The organism is Marinovum sp. E3 (assembly GCF_055755275.1).
Genome location: NZ_JBVTQV010000004.1, coordinates 58,689 through 70,481, shown reverse-complemented (window position 1 = coordinate 70,481; position 11,793 = coordinate 58,689). Strand labels below are relative to the sequence as shown.

9 protein-coding genes are annotated in these 11,793 nt (G+C 66.3%); 3 read left to right on the top strand and 6 right to left on the bottom strand.

What is annotated here, in order from left to right; genetic code table 11:
* Window positions 1-8: 8 nt before the first annotated feature.
* The 6 genes from AC0J5K_RS20520 to AC0J5K_RS20495 all read right to left on the bottom strand — a co-directional run bounded on the left by AC0J5K_RS20520 (window position 9) and on the right by AC0J5K_RS20495 (window position 6,600).
* Window positions 9-821, bottom strand: a complete 813-nt coding sequence (locus AC0J5K_RS20520; protein ID WP_048535347.1) for a carbohydrate ABC transporter permease — start codon at window positions 819-821, stop codon at window positions 9-11.
* 6 nt (window positions 822-827) lie between these two features.
* On the bottom strand, window positions 828-1,718 hold the full coding sequence (locus AC0J5K_RS20515) for a carbohydrate ABC transporter permease (protein WP_048535345.1): 891 nt from the start codon (window positions 1,716-1,718) through the stop codon (window positions 828-830).
* 67 nt (window positions 1,719-1,785) lie between these two features.
* A complete protein-coding gene (locus AC0J5K_RS20510; protein WP_074837655.1) occupies window positions 1,786-3,105 on the bottom strand; it encodes an extracellular solute-binding protein in 1,320 nt (439 codons plus the stop codon).
* A gap of 82 nt (window positions 3,106-3,187) precedes the next feature.
* Window positions 3,188-4,054, bottom strand: a complete 867-nt coding sequence (locus AC0J5K_RS20505; protein WP_074837654.1) for a fumarylacetoacetate hydrolase family protein — start codon at window positions 4,052-4,054, stop codon at window positions 3,188-3,190.
* A 31-nt stretch (window positions 4,055-4,085) separates the two neighbouring features.
* Window positions 4,086-5,555, bottom strand: a complete 1,470-nt coding sequence (locus AC0J5K_RS20500) for an aldehyde dehydrogenase family protein (RefSeq protein ID WP_074837653.1) — start codon at window positions 5,553-5,555, stop codon at window positions 4,086-4,088.
* 1 nt (window position 5,556) lies between these two features.
* Window positions 5,557-6,600: a mannonate dehydratase gene (locus tag AC0J5K_RS20495; protein WP_074837652.1), complete on the bottom strand. Its 1,044-nt coding sequence runs from the start codon at window positions 6,598-6,600 to the stop codon at window positions 5,557-5,559.
* Between the two features lie 136 nt (window positions 6,601-6,736).
* Between AC0J5K_RS20495 and AC0J5K_RS20490 the strand changes: the two genes are divergently transcribed.
* From AC0J5K_RS20490 to AC0J5K_RS20480, 3 genes are all read left to right on the top strand, one after another.
* Window positions 6,737-7,402, top strand: a complete 666-nt coding sequence (locus AC0J5K_RS20490; RefSeq protein WP_283638592.1) for a GntR family transcriptional regulator — start codon at window positions 6,737-6,739, stop codon at window positions 7,400-7,402.
* Between the two features lie 168 nt (window positions 7,403-7,570).
* The gene (locus AC0J5K_RS20485; protein WP_283646442.1) at window positions 7,571-8,707 is read left to right on the top strand and encodes an efflux RND transporter periplasmic adaptor subunit; all 1,137 of its coding nucleotides are present in this window, start codon (window positions 7,571-7,573) and stop codon (window positions 8,705-8,707) included.
* Window positions 8,704-11,787 carry an efflux RND transporter permease subunit gene (locus AC0J5K_RS20480; RefSeq protein WP_283643731.1) on the top strand — a complete coding sequence of 1,028 codons (3,084 nt, stop codon included), beginning with the start codon at window positions 8,704-8,706 and terminating at the stop codon, window positions 11,785-11,787. Before AC0J5K_RS20485 ends, AC0J5K_RS20480 begins: the two co-directional genes overlap by 4 nt.
* The last annotated feature ends 6 nt before the right edge of the window (window positions 11,788-11,793 follow it).

Below are 11,793 nucleotides of genomic sequence, written 5' to 3'. Positions count from 1 at the left end.
ACGCCGCATCAGCCCTTGACCCCGACGCCGGCAAAGCCGGTGCTGAGATTGCGCCGCAGCAGGAAATAGACCGCCACCGCCGGCAGCGCGTAGACCAGCGAATAGGCCGCGAGAAATCCGTAATCGACGGAGCTGTGTTCGCCGAACGAGTTGAACAGGCCCACCGACATCGGGAAATCGGCGGTCTTGCGGACAAAGATCAGCGGCAGCAGAAATTCGTTCCAGGCGTTGATGAAGGAAAAGAACCAGACCACCGAGAGCCCCGCCCGCGACATCGGCAGCACCACGTTCCACAGGATCCGGAACAGCGAGGCGCCTTCGGAATAGGCCGCTTCCTCCAGCTCGAGCGGCACCGTGTCGAAGAAGTTCTTGAGCAGCAGCAGGGTGAACGGCAGGTTGATCATGGTGATCGCCAGCGCCACCCCGGTCAGGCTGAGCAGCCCGGTCGATTGCGCCATGAAAAAGATCGGCACGATGATCCCGGTGGCCGGCAGCATGCGCAAGAGCACCAGCGCCCAGAGGATGGCGTTGCGCCCCGGAATGCGCACTCGCGACAGCGGATAGGCGGCGAGGCCGGCAAAAACCGTGGTCAGCGTGGAGGTCAGCAGGGCGACATAGACCGAGTTCAGGAACTGCCGGCCGCTTTCGCCGGCCACCGCCTTGGAGAAATTGGCCAGCCCGAAGGCCTGGGGCCAGCGCAGGGTGCCGTCGGCCAACGGATCGACCGCATTGAAGGCCACCCAGCTCAGCGGGCTGATCCAGAACAGCGCCACGAGGGCCAGCGCCAGGGCGAGGGTCGGGGATTTGCGTGTGTCAGTCATGAGAGATCACCGAGGGTCTTTGAGGAGCCGGACATAGAAGATCGACAGGAAGGCGACGATCAGCACCATTGCGACCGAGATCGCCGAGCCATAGCCGAGCTTTCCGACGGCAAAGCTTTCCTGGTAGACGAAGATCGATAGCACCTGGGTCTTGCGGCCCGGCCCGCCGCCGGTCAGCGCATAGATCAGCGGGAAGTAGACGAAGCTGGAGATCGTGATGAACAGGCAGTTGGTGGCGATATGCGGCCGCAGGATCGGCAGGGTGATATGCCAGGCCCGTTGCAGCGGCGTGGCGCCATCGACCCGGGCCGCCTCGACCACTTCCGACGGCACGGTGTCGAGCGCGGCGGAATAGAGGATGTAGGACCAGGCCGCGCCTTTCCAGACATTGGCGACGATCACCACGAACAGCGGGTGGTCGTTGATGAAATTGCGGGTTTCGATGCCGAAGGGTTGCAGGATCGCCAGATCCACCAGGCCGTTTTCCGTGAAGGTCGCCGACCAGACGTAGGCGGCCACCACATCGGGCAGGATCCAGCCCAGGATCACCGCGCCCTCGACAAAGGATTTGGTGAACCGGCCGGTGTTGCGCAGTGCCGCCGCCATGGCAAAGCCGAGGATGTTCTGGCCGATGATTGCCGAGAAGACGGTGAAGACGGTTGTCACCCAGAGCGAGTTGAGGAACCCGCGCCGCTTGAACAGCCGTTCGTAATTGTCGAACCCGACGAAGCTCCATTCCGTGGCCTTGCGGCCAAAGAGCGCGAGGTCGGTAAAGGACATCACCAGGATCCAGCCTGCCATGTAGAGCAGCAGGGCGATCACCGCGATCGCGGGGATCAGCATTGCGGCGACAAGTTTCCAGTCGCGCTGAATCCAGGGTTTGGCATCGTCGAACATGGGGGCCTCGATTTCTGTTCTAGTGCCGGCCCGGGCGCGGTGGGCGCGCCCGGACCGGGCCGGGAGGTCAGTCTTCGATGACCATCACCTGATCTTCGCCGAATTCGTCGATCAGCGTTTCGTGGTAGGTTTCCATCACCTCGTCGACGCTGATCCCGTCGAGGATATCGGCGGTCGATTGCTGCACCAGCGCCGAGACGAAGTAATAGCCCGGCACCGCGTCGCGCTTGGTCGTCTGGTCGTTCAGCGGCGTCACGTCGGAAAAGAACTTGTCCGACTGATAGGCCGGGGTTTCCGCGATGTCGGTCCGCACCGCCATGCGGCCGTTCTCGATCACCCAGGGCTCGAACGTCTCGCGGTCGAAGATCTTGGCCACCAGCGCCTTGGCCTCTTCCGGTTGGTCGGTCGCGGCCGAGACGCCAACCGTCCAGCCGGCGGAGATGTTGGAATAGGCCGGTGCGCCCGCGACACCGGAGCCGGGGAAGGGCGCCCAGTAGACTGCTTTGTCCCGCTCGGCCTGCGGCGGAATGTCGGTGCCGCCGCAATCCCAGATGCAGTTGTTTTCCCAGGACCCCGAGGCCCAGATGCCGACCTCGCCGCTGATCAGCCCCGGGCGCATGATGGCGCCCACGTCGCTGGAGTACTGGTCGCCGGGTTCGGCCAGGGCATCGGTGGTGTAGATCGTTTCATAGAACTCGAAGGTGCGGCGCAGCGCCGGGCTCTTGCCGATCCACTGGCCGGTGTCGCGGTTGCGCAGGCGGTTGCGGTCGCCTTCGGGGGTGTCGGCGCCCAGCAGCACCATGTAGAAGCCCTGCATCGTGGTGGCTTCTTCGTTCTTGGTGCCGGCCGGCACGACCAGCGCGTTTTCGGTGCCGGTCGCTTCCTTGACCTTGCGGGCGGTGTCGAGCAACTCGTCCCATGTCTGCGGTTTCCACGGGGTTTCGATCCCGGCCGCCTCAAAGGCCTTGACCGAATACCACAGCATCCGGGCGTCGGTGTCGGTCAGAAGCGCATAGACCTTGCCGTCCAGGCTGGTCGCATCCAGCGTGCGCTGCGGGTAGAATTGCCACTGATCCCATGTCTCGGCCATCCCGTTCAGCGGCAGAAGGTCACCATTGGCGGACAGGCGCTGCACCATGCCGGTGTCGATATGCAGCACGTCCGGCGCAGTGCCAGAGGCAACATCAAGGGCGATACGGTTGTCATAGCCTTCGTTGGGCAGCGGGATGCGCTCGACGGCCTCGCCGGTGGCGGCTTCGTAGGCCTCGATCCCCGGTTCGATCAGCGAGGCGAATTGCGACCGGTACATGATCGACAGATCGGCCGTGGCGGCGGTGCCCAGCAGCAGGGCCGCGGCGGCGGCGGATGACAGAAGTTTGGTGTTCATGGTTCTCCTCCCAAGGTCCGGATGAAAGACGCGCGATGCGGGGACGGACCGTTCCAGGCATGCGTTTGTATGTCCGTGCCGGTCAGGCCGGGGCGGTGACCGGCCTTGCGGTATCACGGGTGATGACCGCGCAGCCCTGCGCGCCCAGCCCGTCGATCCCGAGTTGCACCCGGTCGCCGGGGCGCAGGTATTGCGGCGGTGTCATGCCCATGCCGACGCCCGGCGGCGTGCCGGTGGTGATCAGATCGCCGGGGTGCAGGGTGAACAGCCGGCTGAGATAGCTGACAACTTCGGCCACCGAAAAGATCATCGTCGCGGTCGAGCCGGTCTGTTTGCGCACGCCATTGACCTCGAGCCACATCCCCAGCGCCTGCGGATCGGCGATCTCGTCGGCGGTCACCAGCCAGGGGCCGATCGGCCCGAAGCTGTCGGCGCTCTTGCCCTTGGTCCATTGGCCGGTGCCCTCCAGCTGCCAGCTGCGCTCGGAGACATCGTTGACGATGCAATATCCGGCGACATGGCGCAGGGCGTCCGCCGGGCGGACATTGTGTGCCACCTGTCCGATGACCACGCCCAACTCGACCTCCCAATCGGTCTTGGCCGCGCCGGCCGGCAGGCGGATGGCATCATTTGGGCCGCTCAGACAGCTGTTGGCCTTGAGAAAGACAATCGGTTCGGACGGCACCGGCAGCCCGCTTTCGGCGGCGTGATCGGCATAGTTCAGCCCGATGCCGATGAATTTTCCCACGCCGGTCACGCAGGGGCCCAGTCGGGGCTGGCCTTCGACGATGGGCAGCGCGCCGATGTCATCGAGCGCGAGCCCGTCGAGGCGGCTCAGAAAGGCACCATCGATATCGGGCACGAGGGCCGACGCATCGCGCAGGGCGCCATCGGCGTCGACAAGTCCGGGTTTCTCGGCGCCCGCAGGGCCAAATCGCACGAGTTTCATCTTGGGGTATCCTGTCTTGCAGCCGGGCGGGTCATGCCCAGGTGCTGTAGGCTGTCTGTTTGCGGAAATAGCCGTCAAAGCCGTAGGCGCCGTCTTCGCCGCCCAGGCCGGAGTGCCGCCAGCCGGTGTGAAAGCCCTGAACCTGCTCGCCATTGCTGCGGTTGAGGTACAATTCGCCGAATTTCAGCGCGGCGGGCGCGCGCATCAGGCGGTGACGGTCTTCGGTAAAGAGATAGGCGGAGAGGCCGAACCGGCTGGCATTGGCCAGCGCCACCGCCTCGTCGAAGCCATCGACCCGCAGGGCCGAGATCACCGGCCCGAAAATCTCGTCGCGCAGCAGCGGCGATTGGGCATCGCGGCTTTCCAGCACCGTGGGCGCATACCAGTGGCCCTGGGCAAAGGCGCCGTCGTGGCGCGGGCCGCCGGCCAGCAATACCTCGTCGCCGGCGGCGCGGCCGGCGGCGACCATGGCGGCGACCTTGTCGACCTCGACGGCGCTGATCTTGGGGCCGAGATCGGGATTCTGCATCGGATCGTCCATGGTCAGGGCGCGGGTCTTGGCGACGAAGCGTTCGAGGAAGCTGTCGGCAATGGCGCGGTGCAGGTACATCCGTTCGTTGCAGGTGCAGATCTGGCCGCAATTGGTAAAGCGCGCGGCCACCGCGGCATCGACCGCCGCGTCGATGTCGGCGTCTTCCATGACGATGAAGGGCGCCTTGCCGCCGAGTTCCAGCCGCAACACCTTGAGATCGGCGGCCCCGGCGGCATAGATGTCGCGCCCCGCCCGCAGGCTGCCGGTCATGGTTACCAGATCGGTCTCGGGGCTGGAGACAAGCGCCGCGCCCAGGGTCGGGCCGCGCCCGGTCACCACGTTGAAGACGCCGGCGGGAAGCCCGACCTGTTCGGCCAGACGCGCCAGGAACAGCCCCGACAGCGGCGTCAGCTCATGCGACATCAGCACAAGGGTGTTGCCGGCCACCAGCGCCGGGCCGGCCTTGCGCCCGGCCAGGGCCGCCGGATAGTTCCAGGCCGTCAGGGCGACAACGACGCCATAGGGATGGCGGCGAATATGGATTTCCTCGTTGCGGTTGTCCGAGGCCACGATATCGCCGGAAATCCGCCGCGCGCCCGAGGCCGCATGGCTGAGGAATTCGGCACAGGCGGCAACCTCGCCCCGCGCCTGGCCGATGGGCTTGCCCTGTTCGGCGGTGATGATCCGCGCATAGGTTTCGGCATTGTCGCGCACCGCCTTGGCCAGCGCCTGCACCGCGCGGCCGCGTTCGATCGCCGGGGTCATGGCCCATCCCGGCGCAGCGGCCCGGGCCGCGGCCAGCGCCGCTTCGGCCATCCCGGCGCCGCCATCCGGCGTTTCCGAGATCACCTCGCCGGTGGCCGGATTGTCGACGAGGAGGCTGCCGGTTGCGCCCTCCTGGCTCCAGCTTCCGTTGACAAAGACCTCGCGCCCCAGCGCAATCAGGTCGATATTCCGTTCGTCCAGCATCTCAGACCTCGCGTTGCGGATGGGCGTTCAGCAGCCCTTGAAGATATCCGATGGCATGGCCCCGGGCGCGGTGGCCCCAGGGGCTGTCATTCTCGATCTGCGGCACGTGATCATCCAGCAGGAAGCCGTCGAACCCGTTGTCGCGCAGCAATCCGATCATCTCGGAGGGATTGAAATTGCCCTCGCCGAGGAAGCATTCGACAAAGCGGGGCACGCTGCCCTGCACGTCGCGGAAATGGACATAGGCGATCTTGCCGCGCGGGCCGAAGTGGGAAATCATCTCGCGCACCGTCTGCGCGCCGCCGAGCATCGACGAACAGGAGCCGAGGCACAGATCCAGCGCCCAGGCGGGGCTGTCCTTGGCCAGGGCTTCGGCCCGCTTGAAGTTCTCGACGCCGGTAAAGAGCCGCGCGACGCCGCCAAGCTCGGAGGCGGGCGGATCGTCGGGGTGCAGTGCCAGCCGCACGCCGGCCTCTTCGGCGACCGGCAGCACGCGGTCAAGGAACCAGGCGTAATTGTCCCACATCTGGTCGTGGGAAATGCCGGCGTCATCGCCGAAACGCAGCGGCATGGCAGAGAGGTCGCCCAGGACACTGGGCAGGAACCGCTCGGCCTCGGCCCGCGTCGTCGCGGCCGTCGCCTCGGCCAGATCGAACCCGGTATTGCGTGCCCCGCCGCGCCCCTTGATCCGGCGGTTGGTGCGCCAGACCGAGTTGGGCATGAAATGGTAGCCGAGGATGCCGATCCCGGCAGCGCCCAGGGCGCGGATGATGGCGCAATAGTTCTCGATCTGCGCCTCGCGGCCCGGCGCGCCGGTCATGACCTTGTCATAGAAATGTACCGGCACGTTTTCGATCGCCTCGAGCTTCAGGCCCTCGGCCGCCACCGCATCGGCCAGGCGCTGAACGTCGGCGGCGTCCCAGGTGTCGGCGCCCGGCAGCAGCGGCGTGTTCATCTGCACGCTGTCGATGCCCAGCTGCCGCGCAAACGCCATGGTTTCGGTGGTGATCTCGTTGAACTGGCCGATGGCAACACGCATTCCCATCTGTCCCTCCCTGCCGTTTTTTGCCTTTGCGGCTCTTTAAATATATCTGTTATCGACTTAGATATCGATAAAGGTCGTTTCCGGCGGAGTCAAGTCTGTTAGAATGACCGCAGACTGTTTTTGAAGGAACCGGACAGTGAACACTCAGACGCCAGTGCCCTCGAACGCCGCCCAGGGCGTGCAAGAATTCTTTGACGCGCTGGTTGAAGGGCGGCTTTCGCTTGGCCAGACGGTCAAGCAGAGCGCGCTCTGCGACGTGCTGGGCATTTCGCTGGCCGGGCTGCGCGAGGTCTGCCTGCTGCTCGAGGCGGAAGGGCTGATCGAGGTGCGCAAGCGGGTGGGCGTCAAGATCTTCTACCCCGATGTCGCCTTTGTGCGGGACACTTTCCAATATCGCGAGCTGCTGGAATGCGAGGGGCTGCGCCGGCTGGCGGACGCGCCGCCGGACAATTGGGTGGCCGAGATGACGCAGCTTCATGCCGAGACCCTGGCGCATGCTGAACGGGCAAAGACCGCCGAGGGCTACCGGATCGAGGTCAAGGCGTTGGAAGATCGGTTTCATGGCAGTCTCATCGCCGCGTTCCACAACCGCCAGATTTCGGCGAACTATGACCGGACGATGCAGAAGATGTATCTGTTTCGCTTGCTGCGGCCGGAATCCGTCAACCTCGCCAATACGGCGACGGCGTTCCGCGAACATGCGCAGGTGATCGACCGGGTGGCGGCGGGCGATGCCGACGGCGCGGTCGCGGCGCTGCGCAACCATTTCTCCGGCGTGTTGCGCCGGACTTTGGCGACCTGAGGCCGGCGCCTTTCGCGGCTTTGGTGGGCAAAACCGCCTGCGTTCCGGGCGGTTTTCGGACCTTGGAATATTCCCGAAAAAAACTGCGACGGAATGCGACGGCCGGATCGTACCAAGGGACGTGCGCCGCAGCGGCGGGCGCTTCGGAGCCTTGAAAGGACATCTCTCTTGCGAACTCTCATTTCCGTCCTGGCCGGCGCGGGCCTGTTGTTCGGCGCCTATGTCATCAGTTTCGGCGTGCCGGAGCGTCTGGCGCCCTATCTCGGAGCGGCGGCTGGCGCCGAGGCGGCACCATCGGCCGAGGCGCGGCCCGGCGGCGGCGCGGGCCGGCCGGGCGGGCGCGGCGGCGCGACGTCGGTGGTTCTGGCGCCGCTCGAGGCGCGCCCGCACGACCTGGTGTTGCGGACCATCGGCAGCGCCACCTCGCTGCGCAATGTCGAGGTGGTGGCCAGCGTTTCGGGCGAGGTGGCCGAGGTGCGGATGGCGGCCAATGCCTCGGTGGCCAAGGGCGATGTGCTCTTGCGGCTGGACGACCGGGCGCAGCGGCTGGCGGTGGAGATCGCCGAAACCGAGCGCGACGAGGCGCAGGCCTCGTTGAATCGCTACAATACGCTGAAGGACAACGGCAACCTGACGATCACCGATGTCGCCATGGCCGAGGCCGAGGTGGCGCTTCGGCTGGCCGAGGCAAATCTGGCGCTGGCGCAGGTGGCGCTGGAGGTTCGCACGATCCGGGCGCCGATGAGTGGCCGGCTGGGGCTGAGCACGCTGGAAACGGGCACCTATGTCAGCGCCGGAACCGCCCTGGTGACGATCGACGATTCATCGGCGCTGATCGCGGAGTTCGAGGTGCCCGAGCGCTCGATCGGTCTGCTTGAGGTCGGCCGGGTGGTGCAGGTCGGCACGCCGACCTATGTGGGCCGGGTGTTCGAAGGGGTGATCACCGCCTTTGACAGCCGGCTCGACAGCGTGACCCGCAGTGCCACGGTGCGCGCGCGGATCGACAATTCCGCGGGCGAGCTGCTCTCGGGGATGACCTTTGCGGTGCGGATGATCGAAGAGACCGAGCCGCTGCCGGTGGTGCCCTCGACCGCGGTGACATGGGACCGGTCGGGCGCCGGCATCTGGGTCTCCGACGCGGGCCGCGTCACCCGCCATCCGGTGGCGATCCGCTACCGCGAGGGCGATCAGCTCTGGGTCGAGACCGATGTGCCGCTGGGGGCGCAGATCGTGGCCGAGGGGGCCGCGAAACTGCGCGAGGGCGCACAGGTGAACGATGCCGCCGAAGCGAGGCCGAGCGCATGAGCCTGGAAAAGATGCTGCACCGCGCGGGCTTTGCCGATACCTTTGTGGCGCGGCCGATTTTCGGCATTGTCGTCAACCTGTTGATCGTGGTGGCCGGACTTGCGGCGCTGAGCGGCGTGGACGTGCGCGAAATGCCGGATGTGGATCAGCCGGTGCTCTCGGTGCGCACCAGCTATGACGGCGCGGTGCCGGCCACGGTCGACACCGAGGTGACGCAGGTGCTGGAGGATGCGCTGAGCGCGCTGGACGGGCTGGCTTACATCGAATCCACCTCGAGCGCGGAATCGAGCCGGATCACCATCGATCTGACCGATGGCACCGATGTCGATGTGGCGGCCAATGAGGCGCGCGAGATCGTGTCGGAAACCCTGCGTTCGCTGCCGGATGACATCGACGATCCCTCGGTGAGCAAATCCGACAGCAATGCCGATGCGATCATCCGGCTGGCGCTGCTGGGCAATGCCTCGCTGGCCGAGCTGACGCAGCTGGCCGAGGGCATGGTCTATGAGCGGTTGTCGACGATCGACGGCATCGCCGAGGTCACGGTGCGCGGCGACCGGTCGAACGAGTTCCGGGTGACGCTCAGCATGCCGTCGCTGCTGAGCCGGGGGCTGACGATCTTTGACGTCAGTGAAGCGCTCGGAGCGCTGCGCGACGACACGCCGCTGGGCGAGATCGAGAGCCAGAACCAGACCATGAGCCTGAGCGTGGCGAATGAAAATGTCACCGTCGAGATGATCGAGGAATTGCAGATCAACCGCACGACACAGATTGCCGATGTGGCGCTGGTGCAGCTCTTGCCGGAAGAGGCCAGCGTGTTCACACGCGTCAATGGCCAGACGGCGGTGGGGCTCGACATCACCCGGCAATCGGTGGGCAACACGCTTGATATCTCGCGCGCGGTGAATGTCGCGGTCGAAGAGCTGCGCGGCGACTTGCCCGAGGGGGTGCGGCTGGTGGTGGCCTCGGATGACGGGGTGTTTGTCGAGGGTTCGCTGACCGAGGTGGTGAAGTCGATCCTGATGGCGACGGCGATCGTCGTGGCGGTGATCTTTCTGTTCCTGCGCTCGCCGCGCGCCACGCTGATCCCGGCGGTCACCATTCCGGTGGCGCTGGTCGGCACGTTGGCGGCGATCTGGCTGACCGGGTTTTCGGTCAATACCATCAGCCTTCTGGCGCTGGTGCTGGCAACCGGCATGGTGGTCGATGACGCCATCGTGGTGATCGAGAACATCGTGCGCAAGCGCAAGGCCGGCATGGGCGCCTTTGCGGCGGCAGCGACGGGCACCAACGAGGTGTTCTTTGCGGTGATTTCGACGACGGCGACGCTGGCGGCGGTGTTCATCCCGATTTCGTTTCTGCCGGGACAGGCCGGCGGGGTGTTTTCCGAGTTCGGTTTCGTGCTGGCCTTTGCCGTCACCCTGTCATCGCTGACCGCGCTGACCCTGGCGCCGGTGCTGGCGGCCCTGCTCGATCCCGGCAGGCCCTCGGGGCAGGCGGAGCGCGCGGGCAAGGGCCGGGTGATGCTGGTGTTCGATGCGGTGATGGACCGGGCGATCCGCACGCCGGTACTGGTGCTGTCGCTGGCCGGGGCTTTTGTGCTGCTGGCCTGGGGGGCGGCGCTGACCCTGCCGTCGGCGGTGACGCCCTCGGAGGACCGGGGTTTCTTTCTGGTGCAGGCGCGCGGCGCCTCGGATACCACGGTGAGCTATCTCGACGGCCAGGTGCAGCGGGTCGAGGCGATCCTGACCCCCTATCTCGAGAGCGGCGAAATCGAGGTGGTGCAAAGCATCGTCGGGGTCGGCGGCGGCACCAGCGCCTTTATCGTGGTGCGGCTGCCGGACTGGGCCGAGCGCGATTTTGCGCAGGATGAGCTGGTGGCGCAGATCAGCCGGCAGCTGGCGTCGGTGCCCGGCGTGCGGGTCAGCGCGCGGGCGACCAACAGTCTCAATATCCGCGGCGCCGGCGGCGGGCTGAGCTTTGCGGTCACCGGAACCAATATCGCGGCGATCACCGAGGGCACCGAGGCGCTGGTGGCGGCGATGGCGGGCGATGCCGCCTTTCTCAATCCGCAATTGTCGAACGACAGCGTCGATGCCCAGCTTCAGGTGGTGGTGGACGATGCCGCCGCCAATGACATGGGGCTGACCTCCTCCGAGGCCACGGCGCTGGTCAGCGCGCTGGTGCGGGGCACCACGGCGGTAAGCGTGTTCGAGAACGACGCCGAGGTCGATGTGACGGTGGTGCCCGGCGGCGCGCCGATCGATGATCCCTCGGACATCGCCTCGATGCCGCTCAGGCTGTCGGACGGGTCATATGTGCCGCTGTCGACGATTGCCGCGCTCGAGACGGTGGTGACCCAGGCGCAGATCGAGCGGCAGGGCGGGGCGCTGTCGGTGGCGGCACAGGCCAATTTGGGCGAGGGCACCGACATGTCCGAGGCGATGGCGCGGGTCAGCGCCCTGGCCGACGAGGTGCTGCCCGAGGGCCTGCGGCTGGTCTTTACCGGCGAGGCGGCGACGCTGGATGACAGCACCGACGCGATGCTGATGGTCTTTGGCGTGGCGCTTCTGGTGGTGTTGCTGGTGCTGGCGGCGCAGTTCGAAAGCTTTGCCAGCGCGGTGGTGATCATGCTGACGGTGCCTTTCGGGTTGGCGGCGGCGCTGATGGCGATCTCCTTGTCGGGCGGATCGCTGAACTACTACAGCCAGATCGGGCTGGTGATGCTGATCGGGGTGATGGCCAAGAACGGCATTCTGATCGTCGAATTCGCCAATCAGTTGCGCGAAGCGGGCCAGGATATCGACAGCGCCATCCGCGACGCGCTGAGCCTGCGCATCCGGCCGGTGATGATGACCATGGTCTCGACCGCGCTTGGCGGGCTGCCGCTGATCCTGACCTCGGGCGCCGGCGCCGAGGCGCGGGTGGCGGTGGGCTGGGTGATCGTCGGCGGCCTGGGCTTTGCCACGGTGTTCACCCTGTTCCTGACGCCGATCTTCTATCGCTGGATCGCGGTCTGGGGCGCCGCGCCGGGGGCGGCGGCGCGGCGGCTGAAAACCGAACGGCTGGCGGCGGGGTGAGCCCCG

Coding starts and splice junctions, on each gene's coding strand:
- AC0J5K_RS20520 (WP_048535347.1), bottom strand. CDS start 821: ATGACTGACACACGCAAATCCCCGACCCTCGCCCTGGCGCTGGCCCTC.
- AC0J5K_RS20515 (WP_048535345.1), bottom strand. CDS start 1,718: ATGTTCGACGATGCCAAACCCTGGATTCAGCGCGACTGGAAACTTGTC.
- AC0J5K_RS20510 (WP_074837655.1), bottom strand. CDS start 3,105: ATGAACACCAAACTTCTGTCATCCGCCGCCGCCGCGGCCCTGCTGCTG.
- AC0J5K_RS20505 (WP_074837654.1), bottom strand. CDS start 4,054: ATGAAACTCGTGCGATTTGGCCCTGCGGGCGCCGAGAAACCCGGACTT.
- AC0J5K_RS20500 (WP_074837653.1), bottom strand. CDS start 5,555: ATGCTGGACGAACGGAATATCGACCTGATTGCGCTGGGGCGCGAGGTC.
- AC0J5K_RS20495 (WP_074837652.1), bottom strand. CDS start 6,600: ATGGGAATGCGTGTTGCCATCGGCCAGTTCAACGAGATCACCACCGAA.
- AC0J5K_RS20480 (WP_283643731.1), top strand. CDS start 8,704: ATGAGCCTGGAAAAGATGCTGCACCGCGCGGGCTTTGCCGATACCTTT.